At 60.0% G+C, this 17691-nt stretch carries 17 protein-coding genes; 4 read left to right on the plus strand and 13 right to left on the minus strand.

What is annotated here, in order from left to right; translation table 11 throughout:
* Positions 1-39 precede the first annotated feature (39 nt).
* The 7 genes from lptG to J9788_RS07060 all read right to left on the minus strand — a co-directional run bounded on the left by lptG (position 40) and on the right by J9788_RS07060 (position 6628).
* Positions 40-1119 carry an LPS export ABC transporter permease LptG gene (lptG, locus tag J9788_RS07030; protein ID WP_182264159.1) on the minus strand — a complete coding sequence of 360 codons (1080 nt, stop codon included), beginning with the start codon at positions 1117-1119 and terminating at the stop codon, positions 40-42.
* Positions 1116-2186, minus strand: a complete 1071-nt coding sequence (gene lptF, locus J9788_RS07035; protein ID WP_182264160.1) for an LPS export ABC transporter permease LptF — start codon at positions 2184-2186, stop codon at positions 1116-1118. Before lptF ends, lptG begins: the two co-directional genes overlap by 4 nt.
* A gap of 28 nt (positions 2187-2214) precedes the next feature.
* Positions 2215-2781 (minus strand): YtfJ family protein, encoded by a 567-nt coding sequence (locus J9788_RS07040; RefSeq protein ID WP_182265081.1) that lies wholly within the window; start codon positions 2779-2781, stop codon positions 2215-2217.
* A 20-nt stretch (positions 2782-2801) separates the two neighbouring features.
* The gene (locus J9788_RS07045) at positions 2802-3671 is read right to left on the minus strand and encodes a hypothetical protein (RefSeq protein WP_182264161.1); all 870 of its coding nucleotides are present in this window, start codon (positions 3669-3671) and stop codon (positions 2802-2804) included.
* Positions 3668-5005, minus strand: coding sequence for a lipopolysaccharide biosynthesis protein (locus J9788_RS07050; RefSeq protein ID WP_004935553.1), 1338 nt, complete (start codon positions 5003-5005; stop codon positions 3668-3670). Before J9788_RS07050 ends, J9788_RS07045 begins: the two co-directional genes overlap by 4 nt.
* A gap of 72 nt (positions 5006-5077) precedes the next feature.
* Positions 5078-5872, minus strand: coding sequence for a hypothetical protein (locus tag J9788_RS07055; RefSeq protein ID WP_182264162.1), 795 nt, complete (start codon positions 5870-5872; stop codon positions 5078-5080).
* 30 nt (positions 5873-5902) lie between these two features.
* Positions 5903-6628 carry a hypothetical protein gene (locus tag J9788_RS07060; protein ID WP_182264163.1) on the minus strand — a complete coding sequence of 242 codons (726 nt, stop codon included), beginning with the start codon at positions 6626-6628 and terminating at the stop codon, positions 5903-5905.
* A gap of 368 nt (positions 6629-6996) precedes the next feature.
* On the opposite strand from J9788_RS07060, the gene J9788_RS07065 reads away from it, so the two are divergent.
* Positions 6997-7728 carry a thymidylate kinase gene (locus J9788_RS07065; RefSeq protein ID WP_182264164.1) on the plus strand — a complete coding sequence of 244 codons (732 nt, stop codon included), beginning with the start codon at positions 6997-6999 and terminating at the stop codon, positions 7726-7728.
* Positions 7729-7793: 65 nt separating this feature from the next.
* Here J9788_RS07065 and J9788_RS07070 read toward each other — a convergent pair whose 3' ends face one another.
* The 4 genes from J9788_RS07070 to J9788_RS07085 are packed head-to-tail and all read right to left on the minus strand — an operon-like array spanning position 7794 to position 11895.
* Positions 7794-8966 carry an aminotransferase class I/II-fold pyridoxal phosphate-dependent enzyme gene (locus J9788_RS07070; protein WP_089194954.1) on the minus strand — a complete coding sequence of 391 codons (1173 nt, stop codon included), beginning with the start codon at positions 8964-8966 and terminating at the stop codon, positions 7794-7796.
* The gene (locus tag J9788_RS07075; RefSeq protein ID WP_015378483.1) at positions 8953-9213 is read right to left on the minus strand and encodes an acyl carrier protein; all 261 of its coding nucleotides are present in this window, start codon (positions 9211-9213) and stop codon (positions 8953-8955) included. Before J9788_RS07075 ends, J9788_RS07070 begins: the two co-directional genes overlap by 14 nt.
* A gap of 31 nt (positions 9214-9244) precedes the next feature.
* Positions 9245-10159, minus strand: a complete 915-nt coding sequence (locus J9788_RS07080) for an NAD(P)-dependent oxidoreductase (RefSeq protein WP_182264165.1) — start codon at positions 10157-10159, stop codon at positions 9245-9247.
* Complete coding sequence (locus tag J9788_RS07085; protein ID WP_182264166.1) at positions 10156-11895, minus strand: fatty acyl-AMP ligase; 1740 nt, start codon at positions 11893-11895, stop codon at positions 10156-10158. The genes J9788_RS07080 and J9788_RS07085 overlap by 4 nt, the downstream gene beginning before the upstream one ends.
* Positions 11896-12634: 739 nt before the next feature.
* Here J9788_RS07085 and J9788_RS07090 point away from each other — a divergent pair.
* From J9788_RS07090 to J9788_RS07100, 3 genes are all read left to right on the plus strand, one after another.
* The gene (locus J9788_RS07090; protein WP_046896393.1) at positions 12635-13759 is read left to right on the plus strand and encodes a DNA-binding protein; all 1125 of its coding nucleotides are present in this window, start codon (positions 12635-12637) and stop codon (positions 13757-13759) included.
* A 202-nt stretch (positions 13760-13961) separates the two neighbouring features.
* A complete protein-coding gene (locus tag J9788_RS07095; RefSeq protein ID WP_046896394.1) occupies positions 13962-14327 on the plus strand; it encodes a diacylglycerol kinase in 366 nt (121 codons plus the stop codon).
* Between the two features lie 102 nt (positions 14328-14429).
* The gene (locus tag J9788_RS07100) at positions 14430-15329 is read left to right on the plus strand and encodes a LysR family transcriptional regulator (protein ID WP_182264167.1); all 900 of its coding nucleotides are present in this window, start codon (positions 14430-14432) and stop codon (positions 15327-15329) included.
* Here J9788_RS07100 and J9788_RS07105 read toward each other — a convergent pair.
* Together J9788_RS07105 and J9788_RS07110 are read right to left on the minus strand one after the other, a co-directional pair.
* Entirely contained in the window at positions 15304-16110 is an 807-nt protein-coding gene (locus J9788_RS07105; protein ID WP_182264168.1) for a substrate-binding domain-containing protein, read from the minus strand. The genes J9788_RS07100 and J9788_RS07105 overlap by 26 nt on opposite strands.
* A 26-nt stretch (positions 16111-16136) precedes the next feature.
* On the minus strand, positions 16137-17432 hold the full coding sequence (locus J9788_RS07110; protein WP_182264169.1) for an MFS transporter: 1296 nt from the start codon (positions 17430-17432) through the stop codon (positions 16137-16139).
* Between the last annotated feature and the right edge of the window lie 259 nt (positions 17433-17691).

The raw sequence follows: 17691 nt of genomic DNA on the forward strand, positions 1-17691 counted from the left end.
ACCGGAAAGTTCTTGTTTTCCAAAGGCTGCTGTGGGTTTTTAACCCCGCCGATCAAACCGATAAACCAGCGCCAGCGCCAACGCCAGGAGCAACAGCGGCGGGGCGAGGGCGGTGAAAGGCGCGTTGAGGGCGAACAGCAACCCCAGGTTGAGGACGATCTGGTAAGCGATGTAGGTCAGCAGCCCGACGATCACGCCGAGCGCTAATCGGCTGCCCACGCCGGGCGCACGTGGGGCGGTGAAGGTAAACGGGATGGCTAGCAGAATCATCGCCAGCACCAGCAGGGGCTGGCCGAGTTTTTTCCACAACGCCAGGCGGTATTCGGTGCTGGGTTGCCCAGAACCCTGCAGATAATCGATATAGCGATCCAGCTGTTGGAGCGAGAAGCTGCCCGCCGGCAGGGTCAGCTCTTTCAGGCTCGGCACGGCGAACAGCGAGCGCCACGGCAGGCTGCTTTGCCGCTCAATCGTTTCCTTTCTGCCTTGCCAGCTTTTCTGCATCACGTTGTGCAGCAGCCAGTTGCCGTCGGCGGCGGTGCTGGCGCTGTCGGCGTAAATGTAAGACTCCAGCGCGCGGTTGGCCTGATAACGGAAGATCTCTATGCCGTGGGGCTGGTCGTTCTCATCGACGGTTTTGACCGTCACAAACTCGTTGCCGCGCCGCGCCCACAGCGGGTTCACGGTGACGTCGTTAGCGTTCGACTGCGCCAGCGCGTTGTTCTTCATCTGCAGCGCGCGCTGCTGCAGCGGCGAGGCCGCCCATTCATCGAGAGCGCCGAGCGAGAGGTTCATCAGCAGCCCGGCGGCGAGCATCACCAGCGCAATGCGGAATATCGACATCCCGGCGGAGCGGATCGCCGTCAGCTCCAGGGTTTTAGACAGCTGCCCCAGCCCGACGATGCCGCCGAGCAGTGCGATAAACGGCCCCAGATCGACAAGGCTGCGCGGCAGGGTCATCACGGTCACCAGCAGCGCCTGCTGCCAGCGGTAGCCGCTCGGGGTCACGTCCTCCAGCTCGTTGATCAGCGTGAAGGTGGTGAACAGCGGGATCAGCAGCCCGGCCGCGGCGGCGAAGCCGATGAACACGTTGCGCATTAGGTAGCGGCTAAAAATAGTCATCGGGAGGGTTTCCGCAGCAGGGATAAGTCGCGCGCCAGCAGCAGGGCGATGCCGACAGCCATGGCTATCGGCACCAGCCAAACGCCGGGGATCGTTGGCAGAGAGCCGTTGGCCACCAGCGTGCGGCAAATGTTGCCGCCATAGAAAATCACGGTAAACAGCACCGTCAGGGGCAGCAGCGCGGCGTAGCGTCCCTGTCGCGGCTTGATGCGGCTCAAGGGGATCGCCAGCAGCACCATCAGCACGGTGGTCAGCCCGCGGCTCTCGCGCCATTGCAGTTCGGCAGCGTCGCCCGGATCGGCGGAGCGCGCCAGCTCCGCCGGCGAGGCCGACTTGTGCTGGCTCTCGGCGCTGGGCACGAACGGTTTGAGCGCGATATCAAAGTTGTCGTAGTTCTGCCCGTTGTCGTCGGCGCCCTCACGATCCAGCACATAGGCGGTGCCGGTTTTCAGCCGCACGGCGGGGCTGGCAGGGGAGGCGTCGAGCACCTCCACCGACTGCGCGCGGTACAGGTTGGTGTGATGGCTGCCGCGCACATAAATCAGGGCGTCCGTCAGGTGGTTGGCCGTTTTGTCGACGTGATTGGCGAGGATCATGCGGCCGTTGCCGCTGACGTTGAATTTGTCGGCTTGCAGGTGGCTCACGTCCAGCACCGACTGCGACTGTTGTTGCAGCTGATAAATATTGGCGTACGCCCAGGGCCTGCCATACAGCGACAGCAGCGTGACCGCTATCGCCAGCGGCACGGCGAGCAGCAGCACCGCCTTGTACAGCCGCAGCGGGCTGGCGCCGGCGGCCAGCATGGCGGTGATCTCCGCATCGCTGTACATCTGGCTCAGCGCGACCGCCACCGAGACATACAGCGCGACGGGCAATATCATCTCCAGCGCGATCAGCGATTTATAGAAAACCACGTCGGCCACCACCCGCAGCGCCAGCGTGCCGTTGGCGGCGTCGGTCAGGTAGCGCTGGGCGGAGTAGCTGGCGAACATGAAGATCAGAAACCCGGCGATCATCATCACCAGGCGGCGGATCTCAACCGTGATATAGCGTTCAATCAAAGGCATGCGTCATCGGCTCCCGGCGGCGTGCGCGTCATGGCGTCTCCTGCGCGATCAGCGCGCGCAGCAGGGCGATCACCTGGTCAACTTCCTGCGGGGTGAGTGCGCCGTCCTTCGCCCACTGTACGCGCCCGGCCTTGTCCAGCACTACGATGGTTGAGCTCTCCTCCGGCAGCCGCCAGGCCATGCGCCCCAGCCCGTCGCTGTCGATGATGAACTGCGCCCAGGGGTAATGCCGCTTGTTTTTCTCGATCTTGCCGCGCACGAAGAAGCCGGAGCCCGGTATCGCATCGTCGGTATTAACGATGGTGGTCGGCTGGAAGCGGTCGCCCGGCAGGTTCGCGTCCTTAACGGCGTTGATCAGCAGCGAGTTCTTCTTTTTGGCGGAGGTGCGCCCGGCGATGTACTGGATCACCCGCACCTTGCCCGCCAGTTTTGCGCTGTTCCACGGCCGGTAGCTGAAATCGCCGTTGCGCAGCAGCAGCTCGCCGCGATCGGCGATGGCGATCGGCGCCACCGGCCGGCCCTGCACGAAGTTATGCGCTGGCGCCGCCAGCGGCGACAGCAGCAGCGCAAGGGCCAGCAAGCGAGGTAACGTCATCATGGCTACGGGCAACGCGCTTATCTGCCGGCCGCGACGGCCGACGGGGAAAACGACAGCGGAAAACGCGCCAGCAGCAGCTCCAGGCGCTGGCGGATGTCGATGTCCAGCGTCGCCGGCCGGTCATAGATATCGCCGCCGGCCAGCTTGTCCGCCACCATCACGTCGTGCCGGTCGCCCATCAGGCCGTTAATCGCCGCCAGGAAGCGCGAGATCTGCCGGGCCTCGCGGTTGTCCGGATCGATCGATCTCAGCGTGTCGTAAAACGACACCTGGCGGCTGACGATTTTGCGCACGTCGTGGAACTGATGCCCGGTCAGCGCCGGGCCGGCGATCAGCGTCTGCAGCTGGCGCATCTGCGCCTGGCGGTAGGCGATAAAGCCCTGTGCGCTTTCCAGGCGGGTGTGGCGCAGCGCATAGCGCACGTAAGACCATACCGGCTTGCTGAGCAGCAGCCGCAGCAGGTTGCCGTACAGCGTCAGGTTCTTCTGGTTGCCGTTGCGAAACGCGTCCTGAAAATGGCCGAGCACCACGGTGGTGGTGTGGAACAGGCGGTTGGCGCGGTGGGGCGCGCCGTACAGCTGCTGGGCGAAGCGCAGGTGCTTATAGCGGGCGCGGATATATTTGTAGCGCATGCGGGTGGCCGCCGCCAACTGCGGGTCTTGCAGGAAACCGTTCACCAGTTGCAGCAGCTCGCGGCGGGAAAAGCCGTCTTCCCAAAACTGCAGGCACAGCGCGTAGTTGTCCCGGATGCTCTCGGGGGAGCATTCCAGATCGATCTGCTGCGGCAGGCTGATATTCGCCTCGACCAGGTCATCCTCTTCCACGGCGACAAACAGCGCCTGGGTGGTTTCGGCGGAAAACTTCTTCCAATTCGTGTTAGCGGTCATTGATTACTCTCTTTGGGCACATTCAGCCCCAACATAAAGCGATTGCGGTAGGCGCCGATCGTCGGTATCAGGGATAACAGCACGTCTAAACATTGCCCCAGTAAATAAGCGAAAGCGGCGCCCTGCACGCCGAAGGCGTACGCCATCGACACCAGCAGCGCGATATAGGCCGCCGAGGCCGTCGCCTGCGCGATCAGGAAGGCGCGCTGCTTGCCCGCCATAAACAGCAAGGATTCCTGCGGGAAGCCCATCATCGAGACGATGATCGCGCCCAGCATGATTTGAATCAGGTCATAGGCTTCCAGGTATTGCTGCCCGAACACCGCGGAAATGAGCGGCTTGCCCACCAGCAGCATCAACACCGCGACGGCCAGGCCGATGCCGCCGGCCAGCAGCGAAGAGCGCAGGCCCAGCAGCCACGGGGTCTTGGTGCGCGGATCCAGGCGCATGATCTCGGGATAGAAGCTTTTCTCCAGCAGCTTGGCCGGGGTGCCCGTCGCATCGAAGAAGGTCATGGCGATCTTGAACAGCCCGGCGGCGGCCGGCCCGAGCACCACGCCCACCAGCACGGTGGTGCAGGAGTTGCGCGCGGCCCAGATGGTATGGGCGATGTTGGTGGTCCAGACGAAGTTCCAGGCGCCCTCGATGCGGCGCGCGACGTTGAACAGGCGCGGCCGCAGCGCGCCGTGGATATCGCGGCGGCGCAGCTCGCGCGCGGTGAACCACCAGAACAGCGTGCCGCCGATCAGGTTAGAGGCGTACCAGGTGACGATAAAGCCGGGGAACCCCAGATCGAAATAATAGGAGATGACGCTGCCCACCGCCTGCAGGAACGGCTTGATCGCTTGCTGAATGGCGATGAGATCGAAGCGGTTGAAGGCGCGCAGCACGCCGGTCGGCGTGGACGAGGTCATCGACGGGATCAGGGTGCAGTACAGCATGGCGAGCCAGAAGCTTTCGCTGTCCAGCCCCAGGGCGTGTGACAGGAACGGCAGCATGATCATGCCGCCCAGCACGGCGATGACGCCGCTGGCGATATCCAGGCCGAAGGAGAACGCGACGACGTCGCGGAAGCGCCCGGTATTTTGATGCTCCAGCGCCGGGGTGCCGAATTGCACCACAAACTGCCAGGTCTGGAATTTGATGAAATCGCTGACCGCTTTGGTATAGGCCTGGATCACCACCAGCACGCCGAACATTTCAGGCGACATGCCTTTACCGGCGCAAGAGAGCGCCAGCAGGCCAAGCAGTGCGCTGGCGACGCTGCCGGAGCCTAAATAGGCGGCATTACGTAAGATGGAACGAAACGCGCCATCGGAAAACCATCGTTTCATAACTTAAACCAGCCATCATCGTTATTTTTGTGCATCTTGTGTTCCGCACTCATGCGCTTGCCCTGTCTCTTTTTAATAAACCTGAGTTTCTTCACCGGCGTTTTCGCCGGGTTGCCCGATGTCGCTCTGGGGGCGCTTCGCGGGGTTCACCACGGCGGAAATGGCGTTGAGCGCGTTGCTCAATACCTCGTCGTAAGGGGCTCTGGCGTCCAGCTCGATGATGCGCGCGCCGTTGTACTGCAGGCGCACCATGGCGGAAATCTTGTCTTTCAGCTCTTCATAGCTGTGATCGGGCTTGCGGGAAAACGCCGTATCGACGTCGATATCCAGGCGAATGATCAGCTCCGGCCGATAGACGGCCATGCGTTGATATAAACGGCGTTCGCGCGCCGCCAGGCGGTGCAATAGCCGGCCTTTTGCGCGTTCCACACCGATGCCGGGCCCATCGTAGTAAAAACCGGAAATTTCCGCCTGCGGGTAGCGATCGCTGATCACCAGCACGCCGCTCTGCGCCAGCCGCCGCACCTTGCGCAGGTTGGAAGCACGCCACAGCGAAAAGCCGTACATGATCAGCGCCGCCCACAGCGCCGGCGGCCTGTTGCTCATGCGCTGGGTTTTATCGGATTTGGCCGCCAGGCGCCGCTCCAGCCACACGCCGATGAACGGCAATTTCTTGATTTTGTCGCCGTCTTCGCCGGAGATCAGCCCCAAATAGCGGCGCTGCGTGGGGCGATGCTGCTGCAGGTTTTTCACCAGATCGGCGGTCAGCGTAGATTTGCCCGTGCCGTCGCTGCCCACCACGGCAATCAGCCCGGTGATGCAGGCGGGAGAGGTATCCTGTGCGGCAGTGAGTTTATTTTTTTTCATCTGTTTCGCTACGAAAAGGTTATTTGGCGGCTAGGCATTGGCGGCCCTCAGCGATATTTTAACGGCGCGCAGCGAAGCATCGAAAATATGCTTGGCCGGCTCGCGGCCGTCCAAATCCAATATGTTAGCGCCGTTAAACGTCAGGTGTGGGATGACGGCGATCTTTTCACGCAACGCCGCCAACGAGTGATCGGGTTTGCGTGAATAGGCCGTTTGCTCGTCAATATCCAGCCGAATTAATAATAACGGCTGATAAGACGCCATCCAGTGGTACAGACGTTGTTCGCGTTTTCTCAGCCAACGTATCCAGCGATTGCCGCCGGCGGTTTTCGCCAGCTGCGGGCCATCGAAACGAAATCCCGCCACTTCGGCCTGCGGATAACGATCGGTAATCAGCAATACGCCGCGGCGACTTTTCTTCAGCATGCGGCGGAATTTAAAAACGCGCCAATAGGAAAGTAAAAAGATCACCAGCGCCGTGGCATTATCCGGCGGCGTAGCAGGGCGATCGTGCACGCGCTGTGATTTCTTCAGCAAATAACGCCCGAAGGGCGCGCCAATAATCGGCAGCGAACTGATCCATTCGCCGATACGCCCGGAAGACTGGCCGAGATAAAGCAGTTCGGCAGGTTCTTGCGCCGATAAGGCATCGACCAGACTGGCGGCCAGGGTGGATTTTCCCGAGCCGTCACAGCCGGTTATCGCTATTACGCGCACGGGCGAGCGATCAGATGAAGGTCTTATCTGCTGACTCACAATAATTAATCCAATGCGAAAAAAACTATTGTATTCCAATACGCCTTGGGTTCAAGATATTTATTGTGCTTTGCCGCGATAAAATAATGGGTTCGGTATTCCTGTGTGTTATTTGAATCGATATTTATGGCGTCCGTTCTTGTTATTTTGTGCTAATTGGTCGGGCGTGAGCCGGTTTCGCTTTTTATGTTAACTTTCGGCCTGGCTCACGGCGAAAAAAGAGCAGAGGTTTTCCATTTTCGCTTAATCTTTTGTGCGGTTTGGCGCGGCGTTATGGCAATTATCTTCGCGCTGCCGTCGCGGCCGTGAGCGATATTTCGTTGCAAATAGGGCATGCCGTTTCTGGTGTATTGAAAGAGAGTCTGATTATGAATGCAAAATTTCCGCCGCTGATTGCGGTTATCGGCAGCGACGGATCGGGTAAGTCCACCGTTTGTGAACATCTGATCGAATATGTGCAACATTATGGCCCGGCGGTGCAGGTGCATCTGGGCAAACAGGCGGGCAACGTCGGGCGCGCGGCGGCGAAACTGCCGCTGCTCGGGCGCTCGGTGGGCAAGGCTATCGAAAGCAATACCAAAAAAGTCAAAACGAAAAAATCCCGCATCGGCCTGTTGCCGTCGGCGGTGATCATCGCCTTCGTGGGGCGGCGGCTGCTGCGGTTTCGTCGCATGCTGGCGTTTCGGCGGCAGGGGTTCATCGTGCTGACCGACCGTTTTCCGCAGGCGCAAATCCCCGGCGCGTATGACGGCACGGTATTTCCCGTCGATGTCGAAGGCAGCCGTTTCGTCCGTTGGCTGGCGGCGCGGGAGCGGGCGGCGTTCCAGTGGATGGCGAAGCAAAAACCGGATCTGGTGCTCAAGCTGAATGTCAGTCTGGACGTGGCCTGCGCCCGTAAACCCGATCACCGCAAAGCGGCGCTGGAGAAAAAGATCGCCGTCACGCCGTTATTGACCTTCGAAGGCGCCGACATCGTGGATCTCGATGCCGATCGGCCGATCGAGGAGGTGCTTTCGGCGGCGGAAAAAGCCATCGCGGAATTTATGGCGGCGCAGGGGTATCGCTATTCGGCGGATGGGGCATCACCGGCTGCGCGCTGAGGCGCAACGATTCGGCAGGGCGGCGATGGCGTTTTCGCCGCCGCCGCGGCCGAGAGGGAAAGGCTTTATTTTTTCAGCGCCGCAAAGGCGCGCACGATGGTGTCTATTTCTTCATCGCTGTGCGCGGCATTGACGCTGCAGCGCAGCAGGGTGACGCCCGCCGGCGCGGCCGGCGGCAGCACCAGATTCACATACACGCCGTGGGCGATCAGCTCGCGCCAGAAACGCAGGCCGTCCTCCTTCGAACCGATCATCACCGGCACCACCGGGCTGATGCGCGGCCCCAGGGTATAGCCCAGCTCGGCGAGGCCGTGATACAGGCGATGTGCGTTGCTCCACAGTTTTTCCCGCAGCTCGGGATGGCGCGCGATTTTTTGCAGCGCCGTGCGCACCGACGCGATGCTGGACGGCGACGGCGAAGCGGTAAAGATATACGGCCGGCTGCTGTAGCGCAGCACGTCCATCCCCTTGCCGCCGACGGCGAAACCGCCGATCGAAGCCAGGCTTTTGCTGAAGGTGCCCATGATGATATCCACGTCTTGCTCGACGCCCAGCGCTTCGGCCAGGCCGCGGCCGTGTTCGCCCATTACGCCGAAGGAATGCGCTTCGTCGACCAGCAGATACCCGCCCAGCCGCCGCTTGATATCGACGATTTCCACCAGCGGGGCGACGTCGCCCAGCATGCTGTAGATGCCTTCCACGATAATGAGCGCCTCGCGGGCGCGCTCGCCCAGGCGCACCATGCGGCGCTCCAGATCGGCGGCGTCATTGTGGCGAAAGCGAATAATCTCCGCGCCGCCGAGGGCGCAGGCGTCGTAAATGCTCGCGTGGCTGTCCGCGTCGATCAACACCACGGATCCCGGCCCCGCCAGCGTGCTGATGACGCCCAGGTTGGCGGTGTAGCCGGTGGAGAACACGATGGCGCTCGGGCGATCGAAGAATGCCGCCAGCTCCCGTTCGAGCGCCAGGTGCGATCCGTAGCTGCCGTTCGCCATGCGCGAGCCGGTGGTGCCGGTGCCGAGCGCGGCCAGGGCAGATTGGCCGGCGGCGATCGCCTGCGCATCGAACGTCAGGCCAAGGTAGTTATTGGTGCCGGCGAGGACAATCTTTTGATCGCCGATGCGCCCCTGAGTGGCGGAATAGACTTCGTCGATGCAGGTGCCGAACGGATTCAGGCCGGAGGTTTGAAACTGTTCGCGATCGCCCGCGAGCCGCGCAAACTTGTCATACAGTCCCATGGTTTTTCTCCAGATAAGGGCGCAGCGCGTCAAGCAGTTGCTCAGGCGTTCTGACATCAAGCAATATATTGATCGGAATGGAGATATCTAATTCATCTTCCAGCATCATCAGCAGATCCAAGACTCTGATGGATTCCAGGCCAAGATCATTGACGAGATCGCTATCAGGTTTTATTTCCACTCCGCCTTCGACGATACCTTGCAAACACGTCAGGATATAATCCATTACAGCATCGCGATTTAGCATAAGAACGTTGACACACCTCTACTTGGAATAATTAAAACAGCCCTTCACGCAGCGCGCGTTCCAAACTCACCTGTGGAAACCAATTAATCTGTTGCGACAGCGCCTGATTGTTGGCGGACCAGTCTTGATGGGTTAATTCGCGTATTTTGCTGCGCGTCAGCATCGGCTCCTGTTTTATCAGGCGGTTCCACACCACGCTGATATCCGCCAGGGCTTTCAGCAGCGGCAGCGGAATGCCCACCAGCCGCACCGGCCCGTGACGCACGGCGGCGCCGATGTCCCGCAGGCGCAGCCAGTCATAGCCTTCGGCCACGCCGTCGCACAGTTCGTAAATATTCGGCTGGGCGGGCTGCGCCAATAACCATTGGCCGACCGCCTGCGCCAAATCGCTCACGTGCAGAAAAGAGAGTTTGGCGTCAGGCGCGCCCAGCCGGGGCAGCACGCCGCGCAGCAGGCCGTTGAACAGCGGTTTCAGCTCTTTATCGCCCGGCCCGTAAACCGCCGTCGGGCGGAAAATCCCCAGCGCGATCTCGCCCGAGGCGGCGATCAACTGCTGCTCGGCGGCCTGTTTTGAATGGGCATACCAGGACAGCGCCGGATGGCGCGCCGCCAGCGACGACATGAACAAGAAACGATTGCAGCGGCCGTTTTGCCTGGCCGCCTGCATCAGGTTCAGGCTGCCGGTCACATTGCAGCGGGTGAACACCGCTTCCGCATGTCCGCGCACCTGGCCTGCACAGTGCACGACGCACTCGGCGCCGCGCACCAGTTCGGTGAGCGAAGGCCGATCTTCCAGCGCGCCGGGGATCCATTGCAGGTTGTCCGCGGCGGCTTTGTCGGCTTGTCGCGTCAGGGCGCGCACGCTAAACCCCTGCGCCAGCAGTTCCCGGACGATATGCCGGCCGATAAAGCCGGTCGCGCCCGTCACCGCCACGGTGCCGCTCATTGCGCGAAACCGGCCAACTGCGGCATTTGCGGGTAGAGCGAAGCGCTCAGCCAGCGTTTCTTGGCTTCGGCGCGGGCGGGTTTGCCCGACGACGTGCGGGGAATGCTGTGCGGCGGCAGCAGCTCGATGTCCACCGCGATGCCGAATTCGCTTTGAATGCGCGCGCTCAGCGAATGCACGATCTGCTCCCGGCGCTCTTCCGAACTGACCCGGCACTGGATTTGCAAAATGATCCTGGCCGCTTCGTCGTGTTCTTCGGTCACGAAGGCGATCGCATCGCCGGAGCGGATTTCCGGTTCGGATTCCGCGACGTACTCAATATCCTGCGGCCAGATATTGCGGCCGCGAATGATGATCAAATCCTTCTTGCGGCCGGTGACGTACAGATAGCCGTCCAGCAGGTAGCCCAGATCGCCGGTATCCATCCAGCCGGTCACCTGAATTTGCTTCTGAGATTCATCGTCGCAGAAATAGCCGTTCATCAGGCTGGGGCCGGAAATCGTGATATGGCCGACCTGGCGCTCCAGCAGCGGTTGCCCGGTTTCGCTGCGGATCTCGATGCGGTGGCCGGGCAGCGCACGGCCGCAGTTGACGAAGGTCGAGACGGCGCGGGTTTTTTTGCCCGGCGCGACCGCTTTACCCTCGTACTCCAAAATATCGCGGTCGACCGCGTTGGTTTGCGGGCCGGAGCAAGGATCGGAAAAGCTCACCGCCAGGGTGTTCTCGGCCAGCCCGTAGCACGGCATGAAGGCTTTGCTGTCGAAGTTGATGCTGCTGAAGTGTTCGCCAAACTGGCTGAGCAGCTCGGCCGGGATCGGCTCGGCGCCCACGCCGGCGACCCGCCAGCTGGAGAGATCCAGATCGGCCAGCTCTTTGGCGTTGCTGCGGCGCAGACACAGATCGTAGCCAAACGGCGGGGCGACGGACACCGTGCCGCGATTCTTGGCGATCAGTTTCAGCCACTGCATCGGGCGCATGGCGAAATCTTGCGTGCGCAGATAATCGACGGACAGCTGGGTCGCCACCGGCGTCAGCAGGAAACCGACCAGGCCCATATCGTGATAGAAGGGCAGCCACGACACGCAGCGATCGCCCGCGCGCAGCTTGATCCCGTCGCGACTGATCGCATTCAGGTTCGCCATCGCCGCCCGCTGGGTGATGATCACGCCGCGCGGGAAGCGGGTGCTGCCCGAGGTGTATTGGAGATAGGCGATATCGTCGGGCGAAGGCGCCGGCAGCGCGATCTCCGGCTCGGGCAATGCGTTGAAATCCGCGTCGCTGAGGATGTGCATCGCTGACGCGTTTTCCGTGGCGGAGGCGATGAGCGGCGTCCACTCTTCGCTGCTGATGATAGCCGCCGGGTTGCAGCTGGCGATCAGCCCCTTCAGTTTGGCGGTGTAGGAGTCGCGCTGGCCCACGCCCATCGGGATCGCCAATGGCACCGCCACCAGGCCGGCATATTGGCAAGCGAAAAAGGCTTCGACGAACCCCGCGCTGGTTTCGGCGATAAGCGCCACGCGATCGCCTTTCTTGAGCTTCAGGGACAATAAACGCCGCGCGCCCGAGATCGCTTTTTGCTGCAGCGTGCGATAATCGAGAACGGTCACGAGTTGATTGCGCCGATCGTAAAAATTCATTCCCGTATTACCGAGCGCCGCGTAATCCAACGCGTCCACTAAAGTGGGGAAGTCCGCATAGCGCATGGGAAGAGAATGAACGGAACTTGTTTCAGACATAGACAAACTTAGCCATAGATTAAAAATCACCAAAAGAGTTAAATCACTCTTGGCGAGGTAATTGATGTTTTACTATGAATAGGTTTTGAATAAGTTTGTTATTCAACCATCTTCATTCCGCGAATAGCGTATATTGCCGTACTTGAGCGGCACGCCGGTTATTAACCCGGTAGCGCGTGAGCGGCCTGCATTATCAGCCTTGAGCGGCGACCTGGAGATATACGAGAGGTGATTGTAATACCCGAGGTTCGCCGTTCTTTAGTCTGCATCTGTCGGGCAGGAAATACCTGTCTGCTCATAGGTTATGACCTCATGCATGGCTATCTTCGAACTTAAACACTTCCTAAACAGTATGCCGCAAGAAATCAAAAAGTGAATGCCTCATTTAAGTTGATTCTTAAAAAGAGCATTAAGTGGTAAAAATGGCGGCACGCCTCCTGATTAAAGTCGGTACACTTAAAGCGGCGGGTTTCTTTCGCCAAAATAGCACTAAATAATAAAAGAGCACGCATAGCGTAGCATGTCAGCGCCGCTTTGGGCTTTCCTTTTTTTGTTTAATCACGCCGCCTCAGTGCGCGTGATAGGCAAATAATGCGCTGGTTCACAGGGGGAAATATTCGGTTTTTCTTATCGTTGAACCGGAGGCAATACACAATCCAATAAAAGAGAACAGCATAAAAAATGCTAAAGGCGTTGTCGCGCTCATATTTAATTATTTTATTAAAACGTAAGGCTATTTATGATCCGTATTGAGAAAGTTCTGGATAAACGCGAACTTAAAGAATTTATTGCTTTCCCTTCGTTACTGTTTCGTGATGACCCGAACTGGATTGAGCCGCTGTATTTAGAGCGCGAAGAGCACCTGTCAAAGAAGAATCCCGGCACCGATCATATCGAATGGCAGGCGTGGGTGGCGAAAAAGCAGGGGAAGGTCGTCGGGCGCATCACCGCGCAAATCGATTCCCTGCACCGGGCGCTGCACGGAGAAGATACCGGTCACTTCGGCATGATCGACGCCGTTGACGATCCCGCCGTGTTCAGCGCGTTATTCACGGCGGCGGAGGAGTGGTTGCGGTCCAAGGGCACGCGGAAAATCACCGGGCCGTTCAGCCTCAATATCAATCAGGAAAGCGGCCTGCTGGTCGAAGGGTTCGACACGCCGCCGTCGGCCCTGATGACCCATGCCAAACCTTACTACGCGGCCCAGATAGCGCAGCAAGGGTATAACGAAGGGATTGATTTACTTGCTTATTGGATGAAAAGAACCGACCTGCATTTTTCGCCGTCGCTGACCCGGATGATGGATCAGGTGCGCCAAAAGGTGACCGTTCGCCGCCTCAACCGCAAGCGCTTTCGCGAGGAGATGCAGGTGCTGCGCGAGGTGTTCAACTCGGGGTGGCAGCATAACTGGGGGTTTGTTCCGTTCACCGAGCATGAGTTCGCCACCATGGGGGATCAGCTGAAGTTCCTGGTGCCCGACGATATGATCCATATCGCCGAGGTGGATGGCGCGCCCTGCGCCTTTATTGTCGGGTTGCCGAACATTAATGAGGCGATTGCCGATCTGCAGGGGCGGTTATTGCCGTTCGGTTGGGCGAAGTTATTGTGGCGGCTGAAAGTCAGCGGCGTTCGCACCGCGCGCGTGCCGCTGATGGGCGTTCGCCAGGAATATCAATTCAGCCGCATCGGGCCGATTATTGCATTGCTGTTGATTGAGGCGCTGCGCGAGCCGTTCGCCAAGCGTAATATCGACGCGCTGGAAATGTCGTGGATCCTGGAAACCAATACCGGCATGCGGACGATTTTAGAACGTATCGGCGCGGTGCCTTATAAGCGCTACCGGTTGTACGAAAAGACGCTTTAATCGACTGATATCGCATCGCCTTTTAGCGCCATCAGGATAATAAGCGCATTGCGTGCGGCGCCGTTCGTTTTGGGGGACTGAGCGTGAGTGAAAGCATTGACCCCAGAGTGGAACGGTTAAGGCCGTTAATTAATAAACCCGAGATAAATTCACGGCGCGTGATTGAACCGCGATCGCCGTGATGCTGAAGAGAGCAGAATGCATGCCTGTGGAAAAGAAAAAGGGAATAAGCCGATTAACCTACAGCATAAGGAACTCCTGGGCCGGCTTTATTGGTGCCGTGCTGACCGAAAATGCGTTTCGTGAATTATTGGTTATTAACGCCATTTTACTGGTTGTTACATTTACTCTGGATATTACAAAAATGGAGCGGCTGTTATTAATCGCCTGCAGTTTCCTGCTGCTGGTGGTTGAGCTGCTTAATACGGCGATTGAAACCGTGGTCGATCGCATTTCGCTGGCGTTGCATCCGTTATCCAAACGCGCCAAAGATCTGGGCGGCGCAGCGCAGCTGGTGGCGGTGATAATGACCATCATTATTTGGGGGACGGTGCTGCTGGGAGGATAACGGCGAGGCGCGCTCCGGCGTTAAACCGGTTGCTGCGGCTAAATAAGCGGCTATTATCGTTGCTTTACGCCTTTGGCGCCATGGTAAGGATAGGTTGCCGTTATGCCCGTGAATTTTGATCTCAACGATCTTTATGCGTTTCGCGCGCTGGTGGAGTACGGCAATTTTCGGCTGGCCGCAGAGTCCATCTGCCTGTCGCAGTCGGCATTGAGCCGCAGGATTGAGAAGCTGGAAAACGCGCTGGGCATCAAACTGTTCGATCGCACCACCCGGCGCGTGACCTTGACGCTGTACGGGCAGGCCTTCGCCGAACGTTCGGAGCAGCTGCTGATGAACGTCGAAGCGGTGATGGCCGATATCGATAAGGTCAGCCAGGAGCGGGTGGGGCTGGTCACCGTCGCCACGGTGCCGTCGGCGGCCTACTATTTCATGCCCGACGTGATACGCCGTTTCCGGCTTCGCTATCCGCGCGTGCGCGTTAAGCTGATCGACGGCAGCGCAGGCAATGTCATCGAGGCGGTCACCGGCGGCCAGGCCGATTTCGGCATCTGCTTCGCCGGGCGGCTGCAGCCTAATCTTGAGTTTGTGCCGTTGGTGGGGGACGTCTACGTGGCCGCCTGCCGGCGCGACCATCCGCTCGCCGGTAAAAAGAGCCTCACCTGGCGGGAATTTTATCAGCAGGATTACGTGTCGCTGGATAAAACCTCCGGCAATCGCAATCTGCTCGATCAGCGCCTGGAACACCTCGTGCCGGAACGCCCCAGCGTGTGTGAAACTCGCCATGTGACGACCATGCTGGGCATGGTTGAGGCGGGCATCGGCATTGCCGCCGTGCCCGCCATGTCGATGCCCGTTTCAGAGCACTCGGTGTTGACGTCGGTGCCGCTGGTCGATCCGTTGGTGAAACGCACCGTGGGTCTCATCAGACGCGGCGGCCGCATGCAGTCTTTCGTCGCCGCCGAGCTGGAAAAGCTGATTACTGAACAGTATCACTCTGCTTGACCGGCTGCGGCGCCGGCACGGTTCGCATGCCGGTCGCGCGAATGGTCGGCTGCGCCTGAGGGGAGGCGAGGAAGTCCAGCAGCGCTTTGCCTTCGCGGCGGTGCTCCGCCTTGGCGGTTACCGCGCCCGCGAAGCGGGTGATGTACTGCACGTTTTCAGGCAGCTCGCCGATAAAGGTCACGCCCGCCACGGGCAGCAATTCGCTGACCTGCTGGAAGCCCAGCGCGTATTTCCCCTGCGCCACTTCAGAGGCCACCGGAATGCGCTCAACCTTATGCGCTTTCCCTTTCACCTGTTCCTCGATGCCCAGCTTTTTGAACAGTTGGCCGCTGACATAGCGGCCGCTGGCGCTGTCGGAATAGGCGAAAGAGTCCGCCTGCAGCAAGACATTGCGCAGGTCGGCATCCGTTTTTATCTCCGGTTTGGGCGCGCCTTGCTTAACCACCATGCCGATCGGCGAATCGGCCAGCTCCACGCGCGAACCCGGCTGGGTCCAGCGCTCTTTTTCCAGTTGGGTGAGCGCGTCGCCCACCATGATCAGCACATCGGCTTGCTCTCCGCGCGCCAGCCGCGCGGGGATCGCCTGCGGCGTTTTGCCCATCGAGGGGCCGGGCACCAGAATGATTTTGTCGCCGCTTTGGGCTTCATACTCCGGGGCCAGCTTCTCCAGCGCGGCTTTGAAGCCGCCGGAGATCATGACGGTCACGTCTTTGGCCAGCGCCGCCGTACTGCAGGAGGCGCATACCAGCGCGGCGAGGATCGAACGAGTGAGTTTTTGCATGGCATCATTCCTTTTGAGATGGCGGCTTAGCGCGCGGTTTGCAGCGGCATGGCGATGCGGCGATACATATACAGCGTCGCCAGCAGGGCGCACAGCGCGGCGAAGCTCATCCAGTAGCCCGGTGAAGCCTTGTCGCCGGTGTATTCGATCAACGCGGTGGAGACGACCGGCGTAAAGCCGCCGAACACCGCCGTCGCCAGGCTGTAGGCCAGCGAGAACCCGGCCACCCGCACTTCCGTTGGCATGATCTCCGTCAAGGCCGGGATCATGGCGCCGTTGTAGAGGCCGTAAATGAAGGACAGCCACAGCAGCACGGCCAGCATCATGCTGAAGCTGGGGGCGGCGGCGAGCAGGCTCAGCGCCGGGTAGGCGGTGGCCAACGTCAGCAGCGTCATGGCGACCAGCACCGGTTTGCGGCCGAAACGGTCCGACAGCGCGCCGCCGATGGGCAGCCAGATGAAGTTGGAGATCGCCACCAGCAGGGTGACCAGCAAGCTGTCGGAAGCGCTGAGCAGCAGCACCTTTTTGCCGAAGGTCGGCGCATAGACGGTGATCAGGTAAAACGCGGTGGTGGTCATGGAGACCATCAGCATGCCGGCGATCACCACCGGCCAGTTTTTCAGCAGGGTTTTAAACACGTCGCGCATCGCCAGGTGGTGACGGCGAGCGGTAAATTCCTGCGTCTCTTCCAGCTTGCGGCGCAGGAAGAAGATGAAGGGAACGATCAGGCAGCCGAACAGGAAAGGCAGGCGCCAGCCCCATTCGCGAATGGCGCTTTCTTCCAGCGCCGCATTGAGCGCGAAGCCCATGGCCGCCGCCACCATGATAGCCACCTGCTGGCTGCCGGACTGCCAGCTGGTGTAGAAGCCTTTACGGCCCGGCGTGGCGATTTCGGCCAGATAGACGGACACGCCGCCCAGCTCCGCGCCGGCCGAGAAGCCTTGCAACAGACGCCCGCACAGCACCAGCAGCGGCGCCCAAAGCCCGATGCTTTGGTAAGAGGGGATCAGCACGATCAGGAAGGTGCCCGCGGCCATGATCGACAGGGTCACGATCAACCCTTTGCGGCGGCCGACTTTATCGATGTAAGCGCCCAGCACGATGGCGCCGATCGGGCGCATCAGAAAACCTGCGCCGAATACCGCGAAGGTCATCATCAGCGAGGCGAACTCGCTGCTGGCCGGGAAAAAGGTGTGTGCGATGTAGGTAGCGTAAAAGCCGAACAGGAAAAAATCGAACTGCTCTAAAAAGTTGCCGGAGGTGACGCGCAGTATCGCGCCGGTTCTGGCCCGGGTGGTCATGGGTGAGGTAGAGGAATGCATCTTTATCTCCAGTTTGTTATTGGCGCTTGACGCCGCGCCTGTTGCTGAAGACTCGCTCAGGAAAATAAAGTAAATAAGCGCAATAAACTCATGGCGCGATGCGTTTGACGCATCAATCGGCGTTAACAATGTTGCCTAACCCGATGTAACGTGGCGTTAACAAGTTTGCCGCTCATCGCCCGCGGCGCAGAACGCCGAAAACGTTATGCGCTTTTTGTGACAGGGTTCATAAAGGGGCGGCGGGGAAGCGCCCCGTGCC

This window comes from Serratia sp. X10 (assembly GCF_017811775.1).
GTDB classification, from domain to species: domain Bacteria; phylum Pseudomonadota; class Gammaproteobacteria; order Enterobacterales; family Enterobacteriaceae; genus Serratia; species Serratia ureilytica.